Origin of the sequence: Mycolicibacterium chlorophenolicum, from assembly GCF_001044235.1 — a bacterium.
In the GTDB taxonomy this organism is placed as follows: domain Bacteria; phylum Actinomycetota; class Actinomycetes; order Mycobacteriales; family Mycobacteriaceae; genus Mycobacterium; species Mycobacterium chlorophenolicum.
In genome coordinates this window covers 817,951-843,108 of the sequence record NZ_JYNL01000064.1, presented here as the reverse complement: position 1 = coordinate 843,108, position 25,158 = coordinate 817,951, and the positions used below count along the sequence as shown (strand labels likewise).

Sequence of the window (25,158 nt, the reverse complement as noted above, 5' to 3'; positions counted from 1 at the left end):
CATGACCTCCCCCGTCCCCCCGATCGGCACCCAGGTCTCGGCGTTGGCCGCGCGGCATCCGCACGCGCCCGCCGCCACGTGCGACGGCGTCACGGTGACCCGGGCCCAGCTCGACGCCGCCACCAACCGGCTGGCGCGCAGCTTCGCCGCGTGCGGCGTCGGGGTCGGCGACTACGTGACGATCCTGCTGCCCAACTCGCTGGACTGGATCCACGCGGTGCTGGCCTGCTGGAAGTTGGGCGCGGTGCCCCAACCGCTGTCGGCGCGGCTGCCCGACGCCGAGTTGGCGGCACTGCTCGAGTTGCGGCGCCCCGCGCTTCTGGTCGGCCGCGCCGACCCCACCGGCGTCACCCCCACCATGACCGCGACGCCGGCACAGGACGTCTCGGATGCGCCGCTGCCCGAGGCGGTGTCGCCGGTGTGGAAGTCGATGGCCTCGGGCGGCAGCACCGGGCGGCCCAAGCTGATCGAGGCCGGCAACGACAGCCGCATCCCCGCGGCGATCGGCACGCCGCTGGGGGCGCAGGAGGGCGACGTCTCACTGATCTCGGTGCCGCTGAGCCACAACACCGGCTTCACCACGTTCGCGGTGGGCCTGCTGCAGGGCCACCACCTGGTGGTGATGCCGCGCTTCGAGCCGCACGGGTTCCTGCGGCTGGTCACCGAGCACCGGGTGACGTTCCTGACGACGGTGCCGACGATCATGCAGCGGCTCCTGCCGGTGTACCGCGCCGACCCCGACGCCTACGACCTGTCGTCGATCCGCCGGTTCTGGCATCTCGCGGCGCCGTGCCCGCCCGCGGTCAAGCGCGCCTGGATCGAGCTGCTGGGCCCGGACAAGGTGTGGGAACTGTACGGCGGCACCGAACTCCAGGCGCTGACGTTCATCTCCGGCGACCAGTGGCTGACCCATCCGGGCTCGGTCGGTGTCGTGGTCGCCGGGGAGATGAAGGTCCTCGACGACGACGGCAACGAGTGCCCGCCCGGCGTGCCGGGCGAGATCTACATGCGCCGCGCGCCGGGCGCACGGCCCACCTACCGCTACGTCGGCAGCACCGCCACGAGCCGCGACGGCTGGGACTCGCTGGGCGACCTCGGGTACTTCGACGCCGACGGTTTCCTGTACCTCACCGACCGCCGCGTCGACATGTTCACCGTCGGCGGGCGCAACGTGTACCCGGCCGAGATCGAATCGGCGCTGGCCGAACATCCCGGGGTGCTGTCCAGCCTGGCCGTCGGGGTGCCCGACGACGACCTCGGCCAGGTGCCGCACGTCATCGTCCAGGCGCCCGGTCTCGACGCGGCCGAGGTGACGGCGTTCCTGACCGACCGGCTGGCGGGCTACAAGCTGCCGCGCACCGTCGAGTTCACCGACCGGCCGCTGCGCGACGACGCCGGCAAGGCCCGCCGGTCGGCGGTGCGGGACGAGGTCATCGCGCGGCGTGCCGCGCAATCGGACTAGCGCGCGACGGCGGGCTCGGTGACGTCGTCGACGGAACTGTCCAGCGGAGTCGGGTCGTTGCGGCGCTCCCACCGGCGCAGCGCGTTACGGCACGGCGACTCCACCAGCGCGTAACTGACCGCGGCGATCGCGAACCCGAACACCACGGTCAGCACCAGCACCGGAGCGAAGTGCCCGTTGAACGCGAACTCCCCCAGCAGCGGGAACACCATCGCCAGGGCGGCCAGATGCCACACGAACAGGCCGTAGGACCAGCGGCCCAGCGTCACCATCGTCGGGTGCCCGATCCACCGGTGCGCGGTGTCGGGGGTGTCGAGCACCAGCGGGGCGAGCAGCGCACCGGCCACCACCGCGCCCATCGCGGTCTTCACGGTGACCTGACCGATCGTGCCGAACTGCAGCCCCTCCTTGCCGGCCAGCGGTGACGCCGCGATCAGGAACGCCGTCACCGCCACGGCCGCCATCAGCAGCCGCCGGCGAGCCAGCCGGTGCGGCAGCCCGACCGGCGACACGGTCAGCTCCGCGAGCACCATGCCCGCGGCGAACCAGGAGAAGAAGGCCGGCGGCCAGTTCCACAGGTTGTGGCCCGACGCCGGGTCGAACGGGATGCGCACCCAGAACAGGCTGGCCACCGCGGCGGCCACGATCACCGGGATCCGGGCCTTGATCGGGACGCGCCGCACCAGCAGCGCCAGGAACGGCAGCGCGATGTAGAACGCCACCTCCACCGACAGGCTCCACATCTGGGTCAGCCCGGGGGTCAGCGTCAGCGGCACGTAGATCTGCGTCAGCGTCAGGTTCGACAGCCACACCGTCGCGTCGGCCTGGGCGTCCGGGAGCAGCGTGAGGATCACCACGACCGCGACGAGGTATCCGGGCATGATGCGCACGAACCGCGACCGCAGATAGTGGCCGGCCGCCGGCCGCTTGCGCAGCCCCCGGGCCGCGGCCGCGTGGCCGCGCCACAGCAGGAAGCCCGACAGCGCGAAGAACACGGCGACCGCCAGGTCGAAGCGACCCAGCAGCCGGCCCGTCACCCCGGTGGTGTGACCGGTCTGGAACGCCACGTGGGTGACGACGACACCGATGGCCGCGCAGGCGCGCAGGCCCTCCACCGCCGGCAGGAACCCCCGGGTGCCCCCGACGGCGCTGGGGCCGGCGGCCGTCTCGGATCCGGTCACGACGACCAGTGTGCGCCTCCGGCGTCGCCCGGCGGAAAACGGGTAGTCAGGCCCGGCGGGCTGCCCGAAGGTGCTTGTCACTGCTTGCTACTGAGGGCCTTAACTTGTGCTGTTAGGGTCGAACGGGTTTTGCCGCGCGCGAAGGGAGACACGGTATTGAACCGCGCAGTTGCGCTGAGGTTTGCCGCGTGCGGAATCATGGGACTGGGCGCCGCCCTGCTCATCGCCGCGCTGCTGCTAACGACGTACACCAAGGGCAAGATCTCCAAGATCCCGCTCGACATCGACACCACGCTGGTCAGCGACGGCACCGGTGACTCTTTCGACCCCGCGTCCCTGAACACGCAGAAGTTCGTCGTGAACAAGGACGTCCCGGTGGTGATGCAGCAGCAGATCAGCGTCGAGTCGCCGGCCAACGCCGACGTCGTCACGCTGCAGGTCGGCGACACGCTGCGGCGGTCGGACCAGCAGCAGGACAAGGGTCTGCTGCTGGCGATGGTCGACACCGTGACCCTGGACCGCAAGACCGCCGAGGCGGTGTCCAGCGAGAGCAACCCCGGCGGTGCCGTGCAGAAGCCGCGCGCCATCGAGGACGAGAACCCGCCGACGAACATCGCGCTGCCCCACGAGGGGCTCGCCTACCGCTTCCCGTTCGACACGCAGAAGAAGACCTATCCGTTCTTCGATCCGATCGCGCAGAAGCCGTACGACGCGAACTACGCCGGTGAAGAGGACGTCAACGGGCTGACCGCCTACAAGTTCACCCAGAACGTCGGCTTCGACAACGACGGCAAGCTGGTGGAACCCGTCAAGTACGCCTCGCTGTACGACGACGACGCCGACAGCCAGGTCACGGCCCGCGCCGCGCTGTGGGGTCTCGAGGGCGACCCCGAGGAATCGATCACGATGACGCGCTACTACGCCGCGCAGCGCACCTTCTGGGTGGATCCGGTGTCGGGCACGATCGTCAAGGAGACCGACCGCGGCTACCACTACTACGCCCGCGAGGCGCTCAAGCCCGAGGTGACGTTCGTCGACTACACGGTGACGACCAACGACGAGTCGGTGGAATCCCAGGTGGCGGCGGCGTTCGACGAGCGCGACCGGGTGGCGCTGTGGGGCCGCATCCTGCCGATCACGTTCACCGCGCTCGGCCTGGTCCTGCTGATCGGCGGCGCGCTGCTGGGCTCGTTCAGCCTGCGGGCCGAGTCGATGCTGATCGACCCCGGCCTGGACGACACCGGCAACCGGTTCTTCGGCGGGCGCGGCGACGAGGGTGAACCGGTCCCCGGCGCGGAGGCCAAGACCGAGAAACTCCCCGCCCAGCGACCGACGGATCTGCCGCCGGACAGACCGGTCTGATCGCCCGCACCCGCTCGCTGGTCGCGCCGGCGTACGCGCTGGTGCTGGCGCTGGCGGTGACCGCGCCGCTGCTGGGGCCGGGGTATCTGCTGCTGCGCGACGCGGTGTCGACGCCGCGGTCGTATCTGACCGATGCCGCGCTGGGGCTCACGCAGGCCGCTCCTCGGGCGCTGCCGCAGGACGTCGCGGTCGCGTGGGCGTCGGCGGTGCTCGACGGCGGCGTGGTGGTCAAGGCGCTGCTGATCCTCGGGATCTGGCTGGCCGGCTGGGGTGCCGCCCGGCTCGCCGCGGCCCTGCTGCCCGACGCGGGCCTGCCCGGGCAGTGCGTCGCGGCCACCATCGCGATCTGGAATCCCTATGTGGCCGAACGCCTGCTGCAGGGGCACTGGAGCCTGCTGGTGGGGTACGGCGCGCTGCCGTGGGTTGCGGGGTCGGTGCTGGCCCTACGTTCTGCGCCGAAACTGCATTCCACGCGCGAAGATGGCGAGTTTCGGCGCGTGGAATACAGTTTCGGCGGGGTCGGGGCGGTGCTGTTCTGGCTGGCGCTGGCCGGGCTGACGCCGACGGGCCTGATGCTGGCGGCGACGGTCGCGCTGGTGTGCGCGGTGGCGCCCGGGCCGGGGAGGTCCCGCCGGTTCTGCGCGGTGGTCAGTCTCGCGGCGGCGACGACGGCCGCGCTGCCGTGGCTGGTGGCCTCCGCGGTGGCCGACGGCTGGAGTTCCGGGGCGGACCAGGGACCCGCGGTGAGTGCGTTCGCGGCCCGCGCCGAGCCGGGCCTGAGCACGCTGGGCAGCCTCGCCGGACTCGGCGGCATCTGGAACGTCGACGCGGTACCCGCCTCGCGCACAAGCCTTTTCGCCGTGGTGGCGACGGTCGTGCTGCTGGCCGTGGTGGCCATCGGCGTGCCGGTGCTGATCCGGCGCCGCGCCGGGGTCCCACTGCTGGTGCTCGCCGTCGCCGCGGTGACGGTGCCCGCACTGATGGCGACGGGCCCGGGGCTGGCGGCCGTCGAGGCGGTGATCGAGGCGGTTCCCGGCCTGGGCGTGGTGCGCGACGGGCAGAAATGGGTCGCGCTGGCGATGCCCGGTTACGCGCTGGCCGGGGCGGCGGCCGTGGTCACGCTGCGGCCCCGGGTGCCGGCCGTCGCCACCGCGGCGGTGTGCTGCGCCGCGGTGATCGCGACGCTGCCCGACCTGGCCTGGGGCGTGGGCGGAAAGGTCCGGCCGGTGCAGTATCCGTCGGCGTGGCGGGAGGCCGCCGCGGTGATCGACGCCGCCCCGGCACCGGTCGCGGTGCTGCCCGTCGACAGCATGCGCCGCTTCGCCTGGGCCGGAACCGCACCCGTGCTCGATCCGCTGCCGCGGTGGCTGCGCGCCGAGGTGCTCACCACCGGCGACCTGTCCATCGGCGGGCGCACCGTGCCCGGCGAGGGCGTGCACGCGCGCGAGGTCCAGGCGATGCTGCTCGCCGGTGCCGACCGGGACCAACTGGCCGCGGCGGGTGTGGGCTGGGTCGTCGTCGAAGGATCCGACGCGAATCTGGCTCTGCCCGTGACCTTTCGGGACACCGAGCTCACCGTCTACCGGGTCGGCGGGGACAGCCCGTCCTCGCCCCATCGCGGCATGGTGCTCGCCGCGCACGGGGTGTGGCTGGCGCAGCTGGTCGTCGGGCTGGGCGCGATGACGTTGCGCCGCAGGCGGTCACGCGGCGCAGACGCCCGGGACGAGCATGCCCAACGGCCACAGCGCGGCGACGAGTAGGTAGGACAGGATGTCCGCGCCGGCCGGCAGCCGCGTCGTCAGGATGTCCTCGACGGCACCGACCTGCTGCGTCTGGAAGAACGCCCACGTCAAGCCGATCCCCACGTACGGAATCGCCAGCCACAGCGCCATTTCGACCACGTCGTAGACCGAGACCCGCCTGCTCAGCAAGCGGCGGACGGCGGTGCGGATTCCCATCAAGACCCCTAGACCAGACGGCGGTGCCGTCGCACCCGGGTCCGGACGTCGGCCAGAAGCAGGAACGTGCCGGCCTGGCGCACGAATTCGGGCAGGAACCGGTTGACGAAGGCCACCACCAGAAACAGCCGTTCGAAGCACCACTGCCGCCCGGTACCCCAGCCCAGACCGAGCGCGTCGCGGAACACCGGAGCCAGAAAGCCTGCCGTCAGGAATTTCAGCAAGGGTCGGAACGGAAGGGCCAGAACGGGATTGATCATGCGCAGGTCGATCAGGTCCATCAGGTAGTCCCGCACCGCTGCGTCGAGTCCGATCCGTGCGCAGGCCTCGGTCCAGTAGTCGTCGAAGTCAGCTCGGCTGGGCGGCCACTGATCCTCGGTGACCTGCAAGGTGGTACCCAACGGCCACGCCGACAGATAGAACTGCTCACGCTGCTGCGGCGTCATCGGTCCACGCAACAACTGGTAGGTGTCTTCGAGACCGACGAACAGGCACGCCGCCACCCACATCTGCAGGTCGCGGTCGAAGGCGTGGTAGCGCACCGGACTGGACGGCGTCGACTTCACGTGCCGGTGCACGTCGTCCACCGCCGCGCGGAACGCCGCCCGGTCCTCGTCGGTGCCGCGGATCGCCACCGCGAGGTAGGTGAACGTGGTCCGCGCCCGCTTCCACGGATGCTTCATCAGGTTGCCCGACTCGACGGTGCTCTCGACGACGCCGTGCCCGACGCCGGGGCGGGACAGTTGCATGATCACGTTCGCAGCCCCCGCGGCGAACGACCAGAAGTCCATCGCATCGGCAACCGACACCGGACCGTCGTCCCACCGCGCGGTGTGGTGGGCCACCTCGATCCGGTTCGCGGTCACGGCGTACACGCCCCGACGAGCAACAGCACCGGCCAGTAGAGAACGCCTCCGACGAACGCGGCCGCCGCGCGCACCCCGTCGGCACGGGCGAGGTGGTCGTCGCCCACCAGGGTGTAGATCACGCCGATCACCAGGTACGGCGTGCCGAGAAGCGCCGCGGTGCCGATCCATTCGGCCACCGTCATCCGGTAGTCCAGGTACCGCTGCAGCGGGCTGCGCACGCCGGTCATCGTAACGGCGGGAGCAGCCGCGCAGCCTCAGACCAGGCCGCTGGTGCGGCGGCCGGCCCGCACCGCGTCGAGGACCGCACGCATCGCGTCGGCACTCTGATCCCAGGAGAACTCCCCGCTGCGCACCTGCGCTTTGGCGCCGAGCTGGTCGCGCAGCACCGGGTCGGTGAGCAGCCGGTGCAGGCCGTCGACCAGATCCTCGAGGTCGTCGACGAGGATCCCGGTGACACCGTCGACGACGGAGTCGGACAGTCCGCCCGAGGACCGGTACCCGATCGTCGGCACGCCGTGCTGGGCGGCCTCCACGACCGCCAGCCCCCAGCCCTCCTTGCGCGAGGGCAGCACGTTGACCCAGCTGCGTTGCAGCACAGCGTGTTTGGTGTCGTCGTCGATGTGTCCGTGGAAGGTGACGGCGTCGGCGATGCCGAGGCGCTCGGCGTGGTCGATCAGCCGCTGCGCCCACCAGCCGCCGCCGACGACGTCCAGGTGAAGATCCGGGATCCGCGGGCGCAGCCGAGCGACCGCGTCGAGCGCGTCCTCGATCTGCTTGTGCGGCACCAGCCGGGAGAGCACGACGACGCGGGGGGTCGGCGACCGCGGCGCGGTCAGGCTGGCCTGCGGCGCGGCGTCGACGCCGTTGCGCACCACCGCGACGTGGTCGGCCCGCACCCCGAGTTCGGTCAGATCCCGCGCCGAGGGCAGCGACACCGTCACGTACTGGTTGCGCCGGTGCAGCCGCGGCGACAGCCGGGATTCGACGAACCAGCCGATGCGGCTCTTCACCGGCCCGGCCACCGGCCACTGCTCGCGGTGGCAGTGGTGCACCAGCACCACGGCGCGCCGGCCGTAGGCCAGCCGGGCCAGGAACGGCAGCCCGTTCTGGGTGTCGACGACGACGTCGGGCCGCACGTGCCGCAGCGGGCCCACCCCCACGCGGGCCGCGACCATCGCCAGCCCGGCGCGCACGTACACCGAGTAGGGCCCGCCCCGGCGCTGGATCTCGACCCCGTCGACGACCTCGCGCCGCGCCGACCCGTCGTAGCGCGCCGTGCGCAATGTGACGCGGACTCCGGAGCGGGCCAGGTGCGCGCCGATGCGCTGCAGGTAGGTCTCGCTGCCGCCGCCCTGCGGGTGCCCGGTGTCGCGCCAGCACAGCAGCAACACGGAGTTCAGGGGGGCGGACATCGGTGTTCAGACTAGCGCTGTGCCTAGGGTGGCCGGGTGGTCGCTACGGATCTGTTCGCCCGGCGGGCGACGCTGGCGCGCTCGCTGCGGTTGCTCTCGGCGTTCCGCTTCGAGCAGAGCGATCCCGACCGTTTCTACGGCGCGCTCGCCGACGACACCGTCGCGCTCGTCGCCGACCTGTGGACCGGCGCGACCGGCACCGATCCGGCCGGCCTGACCGTGCTCGACGTCGGCGGCGGCCCCGGCTACTTCGCGTCGGCGTTCACCGACGCCGGGATGCGCTACCTCGGGGTCGAACCCGACCCGCGGGAGATGCACGCCGCGGCGCCGCGCACCCACCGGCGCGCGGGCACGTTCGTCCGCGCCTCCGGGATGGCGCTGCCGTTCGCCGACCGCAGCGTCGACGTGTGTCTGTCCTCCAACGTCGCCGAACACGTCGCGCAGCCGTGGCGGCTCGGCGCGGAGATGCTGCGCGTCACCCGGCCGGGCGGGCTGGCGATCCTGTCGTACACGGTGTGGCTGGGCCCGTTCGGCGGCCACGAGATGGGGTTGACCCACTACCTGGGCGGCCGGCGCGCCGCCGACCGGTACGCCCGTCGGCACGGCCGTCGACCCAAGAACGACTACGGCTCGTCGTTGTTCGCCGTGCACGCCCGCGACGGGCTGCGGTGGGCGGCGGGCACCGGCGCGCTGGTGGCCGCTTTTCCCCGCTACCACCCGCGATGGGCCTGGAACCTGACGAAGGTGCCCGGGCTGCGGGAATTCACGGTGAGCAACCTGGTGCTGGTGTTGTCACCGTCCTGAATCCGCCAACTGCAACAGGTTCTACTTCCGCCTGATCGTAGGTAATGTGACGTCCATGACACAGAGCACGGCGTTCAAGACCGAATGGGACAAGCTGTTCATCGGCGGCAAGTGGGTCGAGCCGGCCACCGCGGACGTGATCGAGGTGCACTCCCCCGCCACCGGTGAGCTGGTCGGCAAGGTTCCGCTGGCGAGCGCCGCCGACGTCGACGCCGCCTGCGCGGCCGCCCGCAAGGCGTTCGACGAGGGCCCGTGGCCGCAGATGTCGCCCGCCGAGCGCGGCGAGGTGCTGGCGCGGGCGGTCAAGATCCTCGAGGAGCGGGCCGACGAGCTGAAGTTCCTGCTCGCCGCCGAGACCGGCCAGCCGCCGACGATCGTCGACATGATGCAGTACGGCGCCGCGATGTCGTCGTTCCAGTACTTTGCGGGCGCGGCCGACAAGTTCACGTGGCAGGAGATCCGCGACGGCATCTACGGCCAGACGCTGGTGGTGCGTGAGCCGATCGGGGTCGTCGGTGCGGTCACCGCCTGGAACGTGCCGTTCTTCCTGGCCGCCAACAAGCTGGGCCCCGCGCTGCTGGCCGGTTGCACGATCGTGCTCAAGCCCGCCGCCGAGACCCCGCTGTCGGTGTTCGCGATGGCCGAGGCGTTCGCCGAGGCCGGGCTGCCCGAGGGCGTGCTGTCGATCGTGCCCGGCGGCCCGGAGACCGGCCGCGCGCTGACGGCCAACCCGGAGCTGGACAAGTTCACGTTCACCGGTTCGTCCGCGGTGGGCAAGGAGATCGCCAAGATCGCCGCCGAGAAGCTCAAGCCGTGCACGCTGGAGCTGGGCGGCAAGTCTGCGGCGATCATCCTCGAGGACGCCGACCTCGACTCCACGCTGCCGATGCTGGTGTTCTCGGGGCTGATGAACTCCGGGCAGGCCTGCGTCGGGCAGACCCGCATCCTGGCGCCGCGCTCGCGCTACGACGAGGTCGTCGAGAAACTCTCGGCCGCGGTGTCCGGGATGCTGCCCGGGCTGCCCACCGACCCCGCCGCGATGATCGGCCCGCTGATCAGCGAGAAGCAGCGCGAGCGCGTGGAGGGCTACATCAAGAAGGGTGTCGAGGAGGGCGCGCGCGTCGTCGTGGGCGGAGAGCGCCCCGAGGGCCTGGACAGCGGCTGGTACGTGCAGCCGACCGTGTTCGCCGACGTCGACAACTCGATGACGATCGCCCAGGAGGAGATCTTCGGGCCGGTGCTCGCGGTGATCCCTTACGAGGACGAGGACGACGCGGTGCGCATCGCCAACGACTCGGTGTACGGGCTGGCCGGGTCGGTGTACACCACCGACAACGAGAAGGCGCTCAAGATCGCCCGCCGGATCCGCACCGGCACCTACGCGGTGAACATGTACGCGTTCGACCCGGGCGCCCCGTTCGGCGGGTACAAGAACTCGGGCATCGGCCGCGAGAACGGCACCGAGGGCATCGAGGCGTACTGCGAGCCGAAGTCGATCCTGCTGCCGTTCGGCTACACCCCGTCCTGATCTTCTGCCGAGCAGACGCAAACTCGTACGAAATCGCCCCGGCGAGCACGAGTTTGCGTCTGTCCCCTACTTCGTGGGGCCCCACGCGGTCAGGCGGTGTGCGGCATGGAGTGGTGTTCGTGGGCGATCACCCACGCACCGTCGATCTTGCGCAACCCGAACGTGCTGCGCAGCCGCTTCTCGGGATGCGCGGCGATGTCCTCCGGCATGCCGGCGCGGAACAGGGCGTGCGCGTAGGCGACGGTGTCGCCGGCGGTGACGTCGAGCCGGACCAGCTCGAGCACGGCGCCGCCGGCGATCCATTCGAAGAACTCCGGCCACGTCGCGCGGTAGCCGTCGATGCCGTACACCCCGTCGTAGGGAACCGGCACGTCGAACAGCACGATGTCATCGGTGTGCGCGGCGGCGACGCCGTCGAGGTCACGGGCGCGGATCGCGCCCACCCAGCGGTCGAGGACGTCGCGGATGGCGGTTTCGTCGGTCATGCGGTGCAGACCGGGGGCGGACCCGGAAGTCATCGCCGCGAGCAGACGCGAACTCGGTTGAATTGGCGAGAATCCGCCTGAGTTTGCGTCTGCTCGCGCAAAAAACGGGAGCCTAAAACGCCGACTCGGGCACCTCCATCGCCGTCAGGTCGACCGCTTCGAGGATGGCCCGGCGCGACGTCAGCCCGGGCAGCATGTTCTTGGCGAAGAACAGCGCGGTGGCCACCTTGCCGGTGTAGAAGTCGCGGTCGCGCGGGCTCACGTCGCCGTCGAGGGCGGTCAGCGCGATCTCGGCCTGATGCAGCAGCAGCCAGCCGAGCAGCAGGTCACCGACCGCGAGCAGGAACGGCACCGACTCCAGACCCACCCGGTAGAGCTCGCGCGGATTCTCCTGCGAGTCGATCAGGTACTTCGTCATCGCCGCGACCATCGCCTGCACGTCGTCGACCGCCGTCGACAGCAGCGCCCGGCCGTCGGCGAGCTCGGGGCGCGCCGCGCCGTCGTCGAGGAACGCCCGGATCTGCGTGACGACGTGCAGCAGCGCCCCGCCCTGGTCGCGCGCGATCTTGCGGAAGAAGAAGTCCTGCGCCTGGATCGCGGTGGTGCCCTCGTACAGCGAGTCGATCTTGGCATCGCGGATGTACTGCTCGATCGGATAGTCCTGCAGGAAGCCCGATCCGCCGAGGGTCTGCAGGGACTCGGTCAGGCACTGGTACGCCCGTTCCGAACCCACGCCCTTGACCACCGGCAGCAGCAGGTCGTTGACGCGGTCGGCCATCTCGGCGTCGGCGCCCGAGACCACCGCGGCGACCGCCGGATCCTGGTGGGCGGCGGTGTACAGGTACAGCGCGCGCAGCCCCTCGGCGTAGGCCTTCTGCGTGAGCAGCGCCCGCCGCACGTCGGGGTGGTGGATGATCGTCACCCGCGGTGCGGTCTTGTCGGTCATCTGGGTCAGGTCGGCACCCTGCACGCGGCTCTTGGCGTACTCGAGCGCGTTCAGGTAACCGGTCGACAGTGTCGCGATCGCCTTGGTGCCCACCATCATTCGCGCGTACTCGATCACCTTGAACATCTGCGCGATGCCCTTGTGGGTGTCGTTGACCAGCCAGCCGACCGCCGGGGCGCCGTGCTGGCCGAACGTCAGCTCACAGGTCGCCGACGCCTTGAGCCCCATCTTGTGCTCGAGCCCGGTGACGTAGACGCCGTTGCGCTCCCCGAGCTCACCGGTCTCGGGATCGAAGTGGTACTTCGGCACGATGAACAGGCTCAGGCCCTTGGTGCCGGGTCCGGCGCCCTCGGGCCGGGCCAGCACCACGTGGATGATGTTCTCGAACAGGTCGTCGCCGTCGCCGTTGGTGATGAACCGCTTGACGCCGTCGATGTGCCAGGTGCCGTCCGGCTGCTCGACGGCCTTGGTGCGACCCGATCCGACGTCGGAACCGGCGTCGGGTTCGGTGAGCACCATGGTCGCGCCCCAGTCCCGCTCGATCATCAGCGACGCCCAATGCCGTTGCTGCTCATTACCGATCGCGTAGAGGATGTCGGCCATCTTCGGACCGGCCGAGTAGAGGAACACCGCGGGCTGGGCGCCGAGGGCGAACTCGTTGACCGCCCACTCGACCATCGCCGGGACCGGCACACCGCCGATGTCCTCCGCCATGCCGACGCGCGACCATTCGCCGTCGCGCCAGGCCCGGAAGGTCTTCTTGAACGGCTCGGGGATGCTGACGACGTGCGTGCCGGGGTCGAAGGTCGGCGGCTGTCGGTCGGTCTCGGCGAACGCCTCGGACAGCGGCCCCTCGGCGAGCTTGGCCGCCTCGTGCAGCATCTGACGCACGGACTCGCCGTCGAGGTCGCCGAAGTCGCCCGTGGCGAGCACCTTCTCGAGTGCCAGCGTCTCGAACAGGCCGAACTCGATGTCGCGGACGTTGCTGCGGTAATGCCCCATGGTGGGCCAGACTATGCCGCCGGGCCGCGCCCGTCAGGCTTTACGCCAGTGTGCGCAGACGAAGGCGGCGTTGCGGGCCGTGGCGACCAGTTCCCATTCGGAGCGCACCGGCAGCACCGGTGAGCCCGCCCCGAGCGTGCACGGCGCGTAGGACACGATCATCTCGTCGACCAGGCCGGCGCCGACGAACTGCGCGGCCACCTTTCCCCCGCCGACCACCCAGACGTGCCGGTCCCCGGCGGCGTCGCGCAGCGTCGGGAACAACTCCGTCGCCTCACCCGCGAACGTCTGGACCGGGTGGTCCGCGGCCACGATCTGCGGACGGTGCGTCATCACCCACGACGGTTGGTCGTACATCCACGCGCCGGGGTGGTTCGTCAGGATCCACTCGTAGGTGTCGGCCCCCATCACCAGCGCGCCGACCGAGGCCAGGAACGGGTCGATGGCGAACGGTCCGTCGGCGTCGATGTCACGGGTGACCAGCCACTGCAGGCTCGCGTGCTCGTCGGCGACGTAGCCGTCCAGGCTGGCGGCGGTGTAGTAGACGCAGGCCATGTCAGGTTCCTCTCATCCAGTCCAGCGGGTCACCGCGGCCGGTGTCGACGCCGTGCTCGGCGAGCATCGCGCGGGTGAGTTCGCGCCGGTGCGCGGAGTAGGTCAGCACGTGCGCGACGATCCCGTACAGCGGGAACGACTCGGGCGGTTCGCAGAGCGCGTCGATGACGGTGTCGCCGAGTCGCCCGGCCGCGGTGTGATCGGCGATCGTTGTGCGCCAACGCTTTCCGATCTCGTCGTGGAACGCCGCCAGCGCGTCGGCGTCGACCAGGTCCGGACTCGTCGAGGTCCGCGCCGGGAAGTCCTCCCCGGCGATGGTGGCCAGCCACACCTGCTTGGTCCAGACGATCGCGCCCAGCACGGCCCCGACGCTGGGTTCGGGCCCGTCCCAGTCGAGCACCGTCTGGGCCGGGCGGATCGGCGCCGTCCACTGCTGCGGGGTCAGCTCGACCGCCCGGCTCAGGAGATGCGCGGTGTCGGCGAGGTCGTGGTCGATCATCAGCGCGGTCACGTCGGGCGCCGGGGCGGTACTGCGGGGACTGTCCAGCCACAGCGACTGCGGCGGGTGGAAGTGCAGCCCGTTGGGCGCGGGCAGCCGGAAGTGCACGGCGGCGGCCTCCGACGGCGGGCGTCCGAAGGTGCGGCGGAAGGCGCGGGAGAACACCTCGGCCGAGGACCAGCCCTCCGCGGCGGCGACGGCCGACACCGGTTCACCGCGTTGGAGCCGCCAGGCCGCCCGTTCGAGCATGATGCGACGCCGCAGCGCCGCGGGGGATTCGCCGGTGAGCCGGCGCACCTCCCGGGAGAAGTGGAATTCCGAGGCGTGGCTGCTGCGCGCCATCGCACCGACAACTCTTCTCCCCGAGCCGTCGCCTATATCGGTCACCGCGTCGAGGAGTTCGCGCAGCCGGTCGCGCCCCGATGGGTCCGTCACGCGTCCGAGTATCGCCGCCGCGGCGGCCCCGGGACCATGACATTTCCTGCTGTCCCGCCCTGACCCGCAAAAGCACTAGGGCGGAACCCCCGACCAGGTTCCGCCATAGTGAGCATGAACCTACCGTCGCGCGGCACCCACCGCTGGCTTTCGGCCGGCGGGACTTTCCGGCCCGCCCTCTGCGTTCAGGCTGCTATACCCAGCAGTGCCAAGCAGGAGGATGACATGACCACCGACCACATCACCGCACTCGTCACCGGCGCCAACCGCGGGCTCGGACGCCGCTTCGCCGAGCAGCTCCTCGAACGCGGCGCCACCGTGTACGCCGCCGCGCGCCGCCCCGAGGCCATCGACCTGCCCGGGGCGATCCCGCTGCAGCTCGACATCACCGATCCCGAATCGGTGCGCCGCGCCGCCGAGACCGCACACGACGTGAACGTGCTGATCAACAACGCCGGCGTCTCCACCCGCGCCGGACTGCTCGACGGCCCGATCGACGACATCCGGCTGGAGATGGAGACGCACTACTTCGGCACGCTGGCGATGATCCGCGCGTTCGCCCCCGTCATCGAGCGCAACGGCGGTGGCTCCATCCTCAACGTCCTCTCCGTGCTCTCCTGGGCGCACGTGCCCACCAGTGGCGCCTACGCCGCCGCGAAGGCCGCCGGCTGGGCCCTCACCGACGCCGTGCGCGCCGAGCTGGCCCCGCGCGGTATCCACGTCGCGGCGCTGCACGTCGGCTACATGGACACCGACATGGTCAGCTACATCCCGGCCGACCAGAAGACCGATCCCGCGGTGGTGGCGGGCCTGGCCCTCGACGGCCTGTTCGCCGGAAAGCCGGAGATCCTCGGCGACGAACTGACCCGCACCGTCAAGGCCCACCTGTCCGACGCCCCGCAGTGACAAGATGGTCGGCACAGCGCCGGCCACGCCTTGGGTAGACTGGCCAAAACTAGAACACGTTCCAGTCCGACGTCCGTCTCTGCAGGGGGCCTTCCGTGAGCTCGACCGACATCATGCCGTCCGAGATCACCAAGTGGGATCCCGTGCTCACCGAGCGGGTGATGGGGCTGCTGCGACCGTTCCTGAAGGGCTATCACCGCGCCGAGGTCCGCGGCCTGGACACCTTCCCGGCCGGCGGCGCGCTGGTGGTGGCCAACCACTCCGGTGGACTGCTGCCGATGGACGTGCCGGTGTTCGCCAGCGGCTTCTACGAGGAGTTCGGCTACGACCGGCCGGTGTACACGCTCAGCCACGACCTGCTGATGGTCGGCCCCAGCGGCGCGTTCCTGAAGAAGACCGGCTTCATCCCAGCCAACCACCACAACGCCGACGAGGCGCTGCGCTCCGGCGGGGTCGTGGTGGTGTTCCCCGGCGGCGACTACGACGTCTACCGGCCGACGCTGGCGGCCAACAAGATCGACTTCGGCGGCCGCACCGGCTACATCAAGGCCGCGCTGAACGCCGGGGTGCCGATCGTGCCGACCGTCGGCATCGGCGGCCAGGAGAGCCAGCTGTTCCTCAGCCGCGGCACCGACGTGGCCAAGGCGCTCGGCCCGATCGCGCGGGCGTTCCGCACCAAGATCCTGCCCGTCTCGTTCGGCTTCCCGTTCGGGCTGTCGGTCGTGCTGCCGGTCAACGTGCCACTGCCCACCAAGATCACCATGCAGGCGCTGCCGCCCATCGACATCGTCGCCCAGTTCGGGGAGAACCCCGACATCGACGAGGTCGACGCCCACGTCCGGCACGTGATGCAGCGCGCGCTCGACGACCTCGCCGCGCAGCGCCGGCTGCCGGTGCTGGGCTGATGGGCATCACCGACCCGATCACCGGCACCGTCGGCCTGCTCTCGACGCTGACGCGCGCGGGCCTCATCGCGCCGATGCGGCCCGACAAGTACCTGCGCATCGTCGGCGCGATGCAGCGCGAGAACATGGCCGTCACATCGGGATTCGCCGCGGCCGCCCAGCGCTGCGGTGACCGCGCCGGACTGATCGACGAGATCGGCATCCTGACCTGGCGCCAGATCGACCGCCGCGCCGACGCGCTGGCCGCCGCGCTGCAGGCACTGCCCGGTGGGCAGCCCGATGTGGTGGCGCTGATGGCGCGCAACCACCGCGGATTCGTGGACACGCTGATCGCCGCCAACCGGATCGGCGCCGACGTGCTGCTGCTCAACACGTCGTTCGCGGGCCCGGCGCTGGCCGAGGTGGTGGCGCGTGAAGGCGAAGGCCGCTCCCTCGTGCTGATCTACGACGACGAGTTCAGCGACACCGTCGACCGTGCGCTGGAGGGGCGGCCCGAGACGCCGCGGATCGTCGCGTGGACCGACACCGACGGCCACGAGCTCACCGTCGAGCAGCTCATCGACGCCCACGCCGGGCAGGAACCGCGGCGGGCCACAGAGCGGAGCCGCACGATCCTGCTGACCTCGGGCACCACCGGAACCCCGAAGGGCGCCACCCATTCCGGCGGCGACCCCGGCGTGCTCAAGTCGATCCTGGACCGGACGCCGTGGCGGGCCGAGCAGCCCGTGGTCGTCGTCGCGCCGATGTTCCACGCGTGGGGGTTCTCCCAGCTGGTGTTCGCGGCGTCGATGGCGTGCACCGTGATCACCCGCCGCAAGTTCGATCCCGAGGCGACGCTGGATCTGGTGGACCGGCATCGCGCCACCGGGCTGTGCGTCGTGCCGGTGATGTTCGACCGGATCATGGAACTGCCCGACGAGGTGCTGGACCGCTACAGCGGACGGTCGCTGCGGTTCGCGGCGGCGTCCGGATCGCGGATGCGCCCCGACGTCGTCATCCGGTTCATGGACCGGTTCGGCGACGTCATCTACAACAACTACAACGCCACCGAGGCCGGCATGATCGCCACCGCGACGCCGCGCGATCTGCGGGCCGCCCCCGACACCGCGGGCCGGCCGGCCGAGGGCACCGAGATCCGGATCCTGGACGGCGATCTCCACGAGGTGCCGACCGGTGAGACCGGTGCGATCTACGTGCGCAACAAGACCCAGTTCGACGGCTACACCTCCGGCGCGACCAAGGACTTTCACGACGGCTTCATGTCCTCGGGCGACGTGGGGTATCTCGACGAGGACGGCCGGCTGTTCGTCGTCGGCCGCGACGACGAGATGATCGTCTCGGGCGGCGAGAACGTCTACCCGATCGAGGTGGAGAAGACGCTGACCGCGCATCCGGACGTCGCGGAGGCCGCGGTGCTCGGCGCCGACGACGAGAAGTTCGGTCAGCGCCTGGTGGCCTTCGTGGTTTTGACCCCCGGCGCCGCGGCTACCCCGGACTCGCTCAAGCAGCACGTGCGAGACAACCTGGCCAACTACAAAGTGCCCCGCCAGATCACGATCCTCGACGAACTGCCCCGCAGCATCACCGGCAAGATCTCCCGTAAGGAATTGCAGGACCACATCGACCATGATTAAGCGCCGACCCGTGCTGCGCGCCGTCGCCGAACTGCTCAACGCCGCCAACGGCGTCCGGCCACTGGCCCGCGAGGGTTACCCCACCATTCCCGTCTTCGCCTTCGGCTGGCCGACCTCGGAGATGTCCGCGCTGTACCTGGCCGGTTCGATGGCCGACGCGGTGCGCCGCGGCATCCGCGGTGACTTCCGGGGCACCCGCGGGCGGATCGCCCTGGCACTGACCGCAGTTTCGTGGGCGTTGCTGGGGCTGATCCACCGCCGCAACGCCTCCTCGCAGCCGCACTTCGAGGACCCGTTGCGCGCGGCGCTGGGCGCGGACTACCAGGAGATCGCCGAGAAGGCGAAGGCCAAGCGCCGCCGGCGCATCGGAATCCCGCCCAACGACCTGATCCGGCGCCGCTACGTCGAGAAGGCCGGCACCGTGCAGTACGGCCCGCACGGCGGAGCCAACCGCGCCGACATCTGGCGCCGCGCCGACCTGCCTCGGGACGGGAAAGCACCGGTGCTGCTTCAGGTTCCGGGTGGCGCGTGGTCGATCGGAATGCGGCGGCCGCAGGCCTATCCGCTGCTCAGTCATCTGGCCGACCACGGCTGGGTGTGCGTGTCGATCGACTACCGGGTCAGCCCGCGCAACACGTGGCCCGACCACATCATCGACGTCAAGCGAGCGCTCGCCTGGATCAAGGAGAACATCGCCGAGTACGGCGGCGACCCCGACTTCGTCGCGATCTCCGGCGGTTCGGCCGGCGGCCACCTGTCGGCGCTGGCCGCGCTGACCCCCGACGATCCGCTGTTCCAGCCCGGGTTCGAGGACGCCGACACGTCGGTGGTGGCGGCGGTGCCGATCTACGGCCGCTACGACTGGGTCACGGTGCACGGCAACGGCCGTCGGGAGTTCATCGCGTTCCTGCAGAAGTTCGTCGTCAAGCTGCCGTTCCGGTCGAACCGCGCCGTCTACCTCGACGCCTCACCGATCCACCGGCTGCGCGCCGACGCGCCGCCGTTCTTCGTCCTGCACGGCCGCGACGACTCGATCATCCCGGTGCCCGAGGGCCGCGAGTTCGCCGAGGCGCTGCGCGAGGTGTCGACGTCGCCGGTGGTGTACGCCGAGATCCCGCACGCCCAGCACGCTTTCGACTTCTACTACGGCTCGCCGCGGGCGCATTACACCGCGCAGGCGGTCGAGGAGTTCCTGTCCTGGGTGCAGGCCACCCGCGCGGCGGCTCCCCGCGAACAGGCCGGCTAGGGCGCCATCGCGGTCTCGACCACGGTCAGCTCCTCGGGAAGCCCTGCGGCGCGCCGGATCTCGATGAAGGCCTCGACCATCGCATCGGTCAGCTCGTGCGGGTCCCCCAGTGTCTTGCCGTCGGCCAGCACCGAGATGTTGAGCTGCTCGACGTAGCTCCAGACGGTGATGTTCAGTCCGCTGCCCGCGGTCAGCGGGCCGACCGAGTAGATCTCGGTCACCAGCGCGCCACCGACCCGGGCCCGCTCGCGCGGACCGGGCACGTTCGAGATCGGCAGGTTCATCACCTTGTTCTGGCCGTCCTTGGTGGACAGCCACCGGAACATCGCCTCGGCGGGGGCCGGCGGGAAGTACGCCGACCACTGGCTGACCAGTTCCGGGCCGAGCAGGGTGTTGCTCTCCTTGCCGGCGGCCGCCGACTCGTGCGCGACCCGCACCCGCTCCAGAGGGTCATCGATCTCGACGGGCAGGCTGACCAGCACGCCGGTGAAATAGTTGCCCGAGATGCGGTCCGGAGAGAAGTCGAAGCTCACCGGAACCGACGCGAGCAGCGGATGGCCGGCGTGACCGTCGTACTGCAGCAACAGCTTTCGCAGCGCGCCCGCCGAGATCGACAGCACCATGTCGTTGATGGTGACACCGAGGTGCTTGGCGGTCTGCTTGACGTCGTCGAGCGCCAGGGTCGCGGTGGCGAACCGGCGGGTGGCGTCGAGCATGTGGTTCATGAACGTGGGCGGCGGCGTGAACGGACGGGTCAGTTCGGGGGAGAGCTTGTGCGGGCTCTGCCGGACCCGGCGCACACCCTGCGCGGTGTAACGCACCACCGACGGGAACCGGGCGATCTGGCGCAGGTGATCGGTGAAGGCGGTGCGGACCAGTTCACCTCGCGACGGGGCGGGATCGGTGGCGTAGGAGTCGCGGTCGATCTGCGGCCCCTCCTGCAGATCCATGCCCCGCGCAAGCAGATTCGCCGAGGCGACGCCGTCGGCCAACGCGTGGTGGATCTTGCCCAGCACCGCGATCCGGCCGCCGGCCAGGCCCTCGATCAGATACATCTCCCACAGCGGGCGGCTGCGGTCCAGCGGGGTGCTCGCCAGCCGGCCGACCGCCTCGTCGAGCTGGCGGCGGCCGCCCGGGGCGTCGACGCGATAGGGCCGCACGTGGTAGTCGAGGTCGACCTCGGCGTTCTCCCGCCACATCGGATGGTGGAACTTGAACGGGATGTCGATGAGCTCGTAGCGGAACGGGTCGAGCTTGTAGAGCCTGCTGTGCAGGACCTTTCGCAGCTCCTCGACGCCGAACGTCGCCCCGCCGAGACCGTCGAGCTCGATCACCGCCAACTTCAGCGTGTGCATGTGGACGTTGGGGGTCTCGCTGTAGAGAAGAACAGCGTCCCACCCGCGAAGCCTCTTCACAGCCCGCACCTCTCCTCGGAGGTGTCTATATAACCTCTTTGGCCCCGATGAGGCTGCGGTTTCGATGAATGTGGTTGAGGAACAAGCCGATTGCCGTCGACGCCGCGCCGGTGCGGGCCCCGTCGGTCATGTCGAAGCCGTGTCCGGCGCCGGGCAGCTCGACATAGCTGACCACCGAGCGCGACACCTCCTTCAGCCGATCGACGAAGCTGCGGGCCTGGGCCACCGGGATCACGCTGTCGCCGGTGCCGTGCAGCACCAGGAACGGCGGCGCTTCGGCGTGCACCCGGGCGATCGGCGAGGCCTTGCGGAACACATCGGGATGCTTGGCGATCTTGCGCCGCACCACCACCCGCTCCAGGAAGTCGACGAACCGGACCCGCTCGACCGTCGAGCGGTCCTCCCAGTCGTAGCGTCCGTAGATCCCGATGACGGCGTCGACCGACGTGTCGGACCCCTCGGGCAGTTCACACTGCATCTCCGGGTCGTTGGCGGTCAGACCCGCCAGCGCCGCGAGGTGTCCGCCCGCCGAGGTGCCGGCGACGGCGACGAAGTCACGGTCGCCGCCGAACTTGTCGACATTGGCGCGCGCCCAGGCGATCGCGGTCTTGACGTCGGTGATGTGCGCCGGCCACGGATGGTGCGGGGCGACCCGGTAGTCGATGGACAGGCAGACCCAGCCCATCTCGGCCAGGTGGGACATCAGGGCATAGCCCTGCAGCATGCGGCTGCCGTGCACCCATGCCCCACCGGGCACGAACAGCAGTACCGGCGCCGGCTGGTCGGGCAGGTCGTCGCGGCGCCAGACGTCGAGCAGCTGGGTCGGCCGCGGACCGTAGCGCACCGAGGTGCGGTGCACGTGGCGCCGGTGTTCGCGCATCTTCCAGACCGGCGGGACCCGCTCGGCGGCCGGCCAGTCGATCTCGAGGTCCTTCGGCGAGATGAGGCCGCGCAGCGCGGCCTGGGTGACCTCGTTGGTGCAGTCCCGTTCGCGCTGCTTGAGCTCGGCGTCGTTGGGCGCCATCAGCGACTTGACGGTGGAGTTCAGAAAGTCCGGCGCGTGCCGGGCACCCCAGATTCCGGCGGCCGTGAGTGCGCCGAGCGGCTCCAGGTGCTTGCCGATCACCGGCAGGGATGCGGTGGCCACGCTGGCGGCCAGCATGTAGTCGCTGGGACCGGCCTTGAGAAGCCACTGCAAACGCGTGGTCAGCGTGGGCCCGGGATACCGGATATCCGGCCGTTCCGTCATGGCGTTTACCGTACCCCGCAGTTCAGAACCGAAACGGACATTCTCAGCAACGTTGTCTACTGTTTTCCCGCCGTGGCCCATTTGTGACGTGGGCCACAGCCCGGCTGAGCGGCGAAACCGCAGGTTAGGTTCTTCTCGACAAGTGTCAACTGGCATGTTGACCGGCAGGGAGGCCGACACCGTGAGCACAACCGTCAGCGCGTCCGCACTCGCCATCACCGAGGACCACCAGGCCCTCGCCGACGCCGTCGCAGGCCAGCTCAACCGGCTGCACGCCCTGTCGCAGGCCCGCGCGGCGCTCGACGGCGGATCCCGCCACCCGGCCGACATCTGGTCGGCGGCAACCGATCTCGGGTGGCAGGGGCTGGCCGTCGCCGAAGAGCACGGCGGTTCGGGCTTCGGACTCGCGGAACTCGCCGTGGTGGTGGAGTGCCTGGGCCGTCAACTGTGTCCCGGGCCGTTCCTGCCGACCGTGGCGGCGGCGGTGACGATCGAGAAGTCCGCGCCGGATTCGGTTCGGGCAGAACTGCTTCCGGGACTGAGCTCGGGCGCGACCGTGGCTGCCCTCGGGATCACCGGCAGCGTGACGGTGGGCGCCGACGGGACGGTCAGCGGGGAGAGCCCGGTGGTGCTGGGCGCCCCCGACGCCGACCTGCTGGTGCTGGTCGCCGGGGACGACGTGGTGGTGCTCGACGCCGGTTCCGTGACGGTCACCGCGCTGGAGTCGCTGGACCCGACCCGCAGCATCGGGTCGGTGGTGGTGCAGGACGTCGCGGTGCCCGCCGAACGGGTGCTGCGCGGCGCGGCCCGCGAGGCCCGCACGGTGTTCCGGATCCTGGCGTCGGCCGAGGCCGTGGGTGTCGCCTGGGCGGCGCTGGACATGGCCGTGGCGTATGCGAAGGTGCGCGAGCAGTTCGGCCGCACGATCGGCACCTTCCAGGCCGTCAAACACCACGCCGCCAACATGCTGGTCGCCGCGGAGGTGGCGACCGCGGCCACCTGGGACGCGGCCCGCGCCGACGACCTGGCCAGCGCCGACTTCCCCGCGGCGGTGGCCGCGGCACTGGCGATCCGCGCGCAGATCCTCAACACGCAGAACAACATTCAGCTGCACGGCGGTATCGGCTACACGTGGGAGCACGACGCCCACCTGTACCTGCGCCGGGCCCGCACGCTGGCGGCGCTGATGGCCGACGGCACCGACCCGCTGCTCGACGTCGTGGCGGGGCAGCGCGAGGGACGAGCCCGGGCGGCGACGTTCACGCTGCCGCCCGAGGCCGAGGAGTACCGCACGCAGGCCCGCGAGGCTGCCGCGGCGGTGCGGGCGCTGCCCGCCGAACAGCAGCGCGACGCCCTCGTCGACTCCGGCTACCTGGTGCCGCACTGGCCCGCGCCGTGGGGCCGGGGCGCCGACGTGCTCGAACAGCTGGTGATCGAAGAGGAGTTCGCCGACGTTGCCCGACCCGACATGGGCATCACCGGGTGGGTGGCGCTGACCATCGCCCAGGCCGGCACCGAGGAGCAGCGGCAGCGATGGGTCGAGCCGGTGCTGCGCGGCCAGGTGATGTGGTGCCAGCTGTTCTCCGAGCCGGGTGCGGGCTCCGACGCCGCGGCCGTGCGCACGTCGGCCACCAAGGTCGACGGTGGCTGGCTGGTCAGCGGGCAGAAGGTGTGGACGAGCCTGGCCCATCTGTGCCACTGGGGCCTGGCGACCGTGCGCACCGATCCCGACGCCCCCAAGCACGCCGGTGTCACGATGATGGCGATCGACATGAAATCTCCTGGGGTGAAGGTCAATCCGCTGCGCGGTATCACCGGCGACGCGCACTTCAACGAGGTGTTCTTCGACGATGTCTTCGTGCCCGACTCCGACGTCGTCGGCGACGTCAACAAGGGGTGGCTGGTGGCGCGGGCGACGCTGGGCAACGAGCGGATCTCCATCGGCGGCGGATCCGGCGCGTTGACCGGCATCACCGCCGACGACCTGGTGGCGCTGCTGGACAGCGCACCGCAGGCCGCAGCCCACCATGTGCTGCGCGCCGGGGAGGTGATCGCCGAGACCCACACCCTGCGTCTGCTCAACCTGCGCCGCGCCACCCGCGCCATCACCGGCGCGGAACCGGGACCCGAGGGCAACGTCACCAAGCTGCTGGTCGCCGAGTCCGGACAGCGGCTGACCGAGCTGGCCTTCGACCTGGCCGGGACCGCCGCCGTCGTCGAGCAGACCGTGGCACTGACCCGCAGCTACCTCGGCAATCGCGCGATGACCATCGCCGGCGGCACGTCGGAGATCACCCGCAACACGATCGCCGAACGCATCCTGGGGCTGCCCCGGGATCCCCTGCTGCGGTAGCTGCGCATACTGAACGGGTGCCCCGCACCAAATCTCCCACGAAGACGAGCACCCCGGAGTTCCACCCCGAGTTGCGCCGCAGTGCCCGCCTCCTGCCCAAGCAGATGATCACGCCCGTCACGCTGCCGTTCGTGCGGGCGGCGTCACGGTTGATGTGGCGCGGTGAGCCCGACGGCGTGGAGGTTCTCACGCTGGCGTCCGGCGTCGGCGTCCGGCTGCACCGTCCCCCCGGGGTCACCACGCCCGGACCGGCGCTGCTGTGGATCCACGGCGGCGGCTACGTCATCGGCGACGCCGCCCAGGACGACGTGCTGTGCCGTCGCTTCGCCCGCGAGCTCGGTGCGACGGTGGTGGCGGTGAATTACCGCCTGGCGCCGGAACATCCGTACCCCGTGCCGGTCGAGGACTGCTATGCCGCGCTGTCCTGGCTCGCCGGGCTGCCGTCCGTCGACCCGGACCGTGTCGCGATCGGCGGGGCCAGCGCCGGCGGCGGCCTGGCCGCTGCGCTCGCGCTCCTCGTCCGCGACCGTGGCCGGATCCCCGTGGCCGCACAGCTTCTCGTGTATCCGATGCTCGACGACAGGACCGTCGAACGCACCGGCCTGGACAATCCGGGACACCGGCTGTGGAATCAGTCGAGCAACCGCTACGGCTGGCAGGCCTACCTGGGTGACGCCGACCGCGACGTCGCCGTCCCGGCCCGGCGCACCGATCTGGCCGGCCTGCCGCCGGCCTGGGTCGGCGTCGGCACGCTCGATCTGTTCCACGACGAGGACGTGGCGTACGCGCAGCGACTCCGGGAGGCCGGGGTGCCGTGCGAGGTGATGATCGTCGAGGGCGCGTTCCACGGCTTCGACGGCATCGCCCCCAAAGCCCCTGTGTCGCAGAGGTTCTTCGACAGCCAGTGCGCGGTACTGCGCACCGCGTTCGCGCCGTCGGCGGTGTGAGCCGG

At 70.8% G+C, this 25,158-nt stretch carries 22 protein-coding genes; 11 read left to right on the top strand and 11 right to left on the bottom strand.

The window, feature by feature from the left end:
• The first annotated feature begins 1 nt into the window (after position 1).
• Positions 2–1,462: an AMP-binding protein gene (locus MCHLDSM_RS26400; RefSeq protein WP_048472673.1), complete on the top strand. Its 1,461-nt coding sequence runs from the start codon at positions 2–4 to the stop codon at positions 1,460–1,462.
• On the opposite strand, the gene MCHLDSM_RS26395 is transcribed toward MCHLDSM_RS26400, so the two are convergent.
• Positions 1,459–2,652, bottom strand: a complete 1,194-nt coding sequence (locus MCHLDSM_RS26395; protein ID WP_407661933.1) for an acyltransferase family protein — start codon at positions 2,650–2,652, stop codon at positions 1,459–1,461. The genes MCHLDSM_RS26400 and MCHLDSM_RS26395 overlap by 4 nt on opposite strands.
• 147 nt (positions 2,653–2,799) lie before the next feature.
• On the opposite strand from MCHLDSM_RS26395, the gene MCHLDSM_RS26390 reads away from it, so the two are divergent.
• Together MCHLDSM_RS26390 and MCHLDSM_RS26385 are read left to right on the top strand one after the other, a co-directional pair.
• Positions 2,800–4,005 carry a cell envelope lipid trafficking protein PgfA gene (locus MCHLDSM_RS26390; protein WP_048472671.1) on the top strand — a complete coding sequence of 402 codons (1,206 nt, stop codon included), beginning with the start codon at positions 2,800–2,802 and terminating at the stop codon, positions 4,003–4,005.
• A gap of 41 nt (positions 4,006–4,046) precedes the next feature.
• Positions 4,047–5,765 (top strand): MmpA family trehalose lipid delivery protein, encoded by a 1,719-nt coding sequence (locus MCHLDSM_RS26385; protein WP_082169076.1) that lies wholly within the window; start codon positions 4,047–4,049, stop codon positions 5,763–5,765.
• Here the strand turns inward: MCHLDSM_RS26385 and MCHLDSM_RS26380 are convergent.
• Genes MCHLDSM_RS26380 through MCHLDSM_RS26365 form a run of 4 tightly spaced genes read right to left on the bottom strand, consistent with a single transcriptional unit; the run spans position 5,706 to position 8,244 of the window.
• Entirely contained in the window at positions 5,706–5,963 is a 258-nt protein-coding gene (locus tag MCHLDSM_RS26380) for a hypothetical protein (protein ID WP_048472669.1), read from the bottom strand. The two genes, MCHLDSM_RS26385 and MCHLDSM_RS26380, sit on opposite strands and share 60 nt — an antisense overlap.
• An 8-nt stretch (positions 5,964–5,971) precedes the next feature.
• Positions 5,972–6,829 (bottom strand): oxygenase MpaB family protein, encoded by an 858-nt coding sequence (locus MCHLDSM_RS26375; RefSeq protein WP_048473001.1) that lies wholly within the window; start codon positions 6,827–6,829, stop codon positions 5,972–5,974.
• The gene (locus MCHLDSM_RS26370) at positions 6,826–7,050 is read right to left on the bottom strand and encodes a hypothetical protein (protein WP_048473000.1); all 225 of its coding nucleotides are present in this window, start codon (positions 7,048–7,050) and stop codon (positions 6,826–6,828) included. The genes MCHLDSM_RS26375 and MCHLDSM_RS26370 overlap by 4 nt, the downstream gene beginning before the upstream one ends.
• A 36-nt stretch (positions 7,051–7,086) precedes the next feature.
• Positions 7,087–8,244, bottom strand: coding sequence for a glycosyltransferase family 4 protein (locus tag MCHLDSM_RS26365; protein WP_048472668.1), 1,158 nt, complete (start codon positions 8,242–8,244; stop codon positions 7,087–7,089).
• Between the two features lie 36 nt (positions 8,245–8,280).
• On the opposite strand from MCHLDSM_RS26365, the gene MCHLDSM_RS26360 reads away from it, so the two are divergent.
• Positions 8,281–9,048, top strand: a complete 768-nt coding sequence (locus tag MCHLDSM_RS26360) for a class I SAM-dependent methyltransferase (protein WP_048472667.1) — start codon at positions 8,281–8,283, stop codon at positions 9,046–9,048.
• Between the two features lie 55 nt (positions 9,049–9,103).
• Complete coding sequence (locus tag MCHLDSM_RS26355; RefSeq protein WP_048472666.1) at positions 9,104–10,576, top strand: aldehyde dehydrogenase; 1,473 nt, start codon at positions 9,104–9,106, stop codon at positions 10,574–10,576.
• A gap of 89 nt (positions 10,577–10,665) precedes the next feature.
• On the opposite strand, the gene MCHLDSM_RS26350 is transcribed toward MCHLDSM_RS26355, so the two are convergent.
• From MCHLDSM_RS26350 to MCHLDSM_RS26335, 4 genes are all read right to left on the bottom strand, one after another.
• Positions 10,666–11,094 carry a YybH family protein gene (locus MCHLDSM_RS26350; RefSeq protein ID WP_234714190.1) on the bottom strand — a complete coding sequence of 143 codons (429 nt, stop codon included), beginning with the start codon at positions 11,092–11,094 and terminating at the stop codon, positions 10,666–10,668.
• A gap of 79 nt (positions 11,095–11,173) precedes the next feature.
• A complete protein-coding gene (locus MCHLDSM_RS26345; protein ID WP_048472664.1) occupies positions 11,174–13,009 on the bottom strand; it encodes an acyl-CoA dehydrogenase in 1,836 nt (611 codons plus the stop codon).
• 33 nt (positions 13,010–13,042) lie between these two features.
• Positions 13,043–13,564, bottom strand: a complete 522-nt coding sequence (locus MCHLDSM_RS26340) for a dihydrofolate reductase family protein (protein WP_048472663.1) — start codon at positions 13,562–13,564, stop codon at positions 13,043–13,045.
• 1 nt (position 13,565) lies between these two features.
• Positions 13,566–14,498, bottom strand: a complete 933-nt coding sequence (locus MCHLDSM_RS26335) for a helix-turn-helix domain-containing protein (RefSeq protein ID WP_048472662.1) — start codon at positions 14,496–14,498, stop codon at positions 13,566–13,568.
• 225 nt (positions 14,499–14,723) lie between these two features.
• Here MCHLDSM_RS26335 and MCHLDSM_RS26330 point away from each other — a divergent pair, with 225 nt between their 5' ends.
• The 4 genes from MCHLDSM_RS26330 to MCHLDSM_RS26315 all read left to right on the top strand — a co-directional run bounded on the left by MCHLDSM_RS26330 (position 14,724) and on the right by MCHLDSM_RS26315 (position 19,189).
• Entirely contained in the window at positions 14,724–15,404 is a 681-nt protein-coding gene (locus MCHLDSM_RS26330; RefSeq protein WP_048472661.1) for an SDR family oxidoreductase, read from the top strand.
• 113 nt (positions 15,405–15,517) lie between these two features.
• The gene (locus MCHLDSM_RS26325) at positions 15,518–16,309 is read left to right on the top strand and encodes a 1-acyl-sn-glycerol-3-phosphate acyltransferase (protein WP_407661932.1); all 792 of its coding nucleotides are present in this window, start codon (positions 15,518–15,520) and stop codon (positions 16,307–16,309) included.
• The gene (gene fadD12 / locus MCHLDSM_RS26320; protein WP_048472659.1) at positions 16,309–17,943 is read left to right on the top strand and encodes an acyl-CoA ligase FadD12; all 1,635 of its coding nucleotides are present in this window, start codon (positions 16,309–16,311) and stop codon (positions 17,941–17,943) included. Before MCHLDSM_RS26325 ends, fadD12 begins: the two co-directional genes overlap by 1 nt.
• The gene (locus tag MCHLDSM_RS26315; protein WP_048472658.1) at positions 17,936–19,189 is read left to right on the top strand and encodes an alpha/beta hydrolase; all 1,254 of its coding nucleotides are present in this window, start codon (positions 17,936–17,938) and stop codon (positions 19,187–19,189) included. The genes fadD12 and MCHLDSM_RS26315 overlap by 8 nt, the downstream gene beginning before the upstream one ends.
• Here MCHLDSM_RS26315 and MCHLDSM_RS26310 read toward each other — a convergent pair.
• Together MCHLDSM_RS26310 and MCHLDSM_RS26305 are read right to left on the bottom strand one after the other, a co-directional pair.
• Complete coding sequence (locus MCHLDSM_RS26310; protein WP_048472657.1) at positions 19,186–20,604, bottom strand: WS/DGAT/MGAT family O-acyltransferase; 1,419 nt, start codon at positions 20,602–20,604, stop codon at positions 19,186–19,188. The two genes, MCHLDSM_RS26315 and MCHLDSM_RS26310, sit on opposite strands and share 4 nt — an antisense overlap.
• Before the next feature lie 25 nt (positions 20,605–20,629).
• Positions 20,630–21,853, bottom strand: a complete 1,224-nt coding sequence (locus tag MCHLDSM_RS26305) for an alpha/beta hydrolase (RefSeq protein WP_048472656.1) — start codon at positions 21,851–21,853, stop codon at positions 20,630–20,632.
• A gap of 154 nt (positions 21,854–22,007) precedes the next feature.
• On the opposite strand from MCHLDSM_RS26305, the gene MCHLDSM_RS26300 reads away from it, so the two are divergent.
• Together MCHLDSM_RS26300 and MCHLDSM_RS26295 are read left to right on the top strand one after the other, a co-directional pair.
• Positions 22,008–24,206: an acyl-CoA dehydrogenase family protein gene (locus tag MCHLDSM_RS26300; RefSeq protein WP_048472655.1), complete on the top strand. Its 2,199-nt coding sequence runs from the start codon at positions 22,008–22,010 to the stop codon at positions 24,204–24,206.
• A 104-nt stretch (positions 24,207–24,310) separates the two neighbouring features.
• Positions 24,311–25,153 carry an alpha/beta hydrolase gene (locus MCHLDSM_RS26295; protein WP_048472999.1) on the top strand — a complete coding sequence of 281 codons (843 nt, stop codon included), beginning with the start codon at positions 24,311–24,313 and terminating at the stop codon, positions 25,151–25,153.
• The last annotated feature ends 5 nt before the right edge of the window (positions 25,154–25,158 follow it).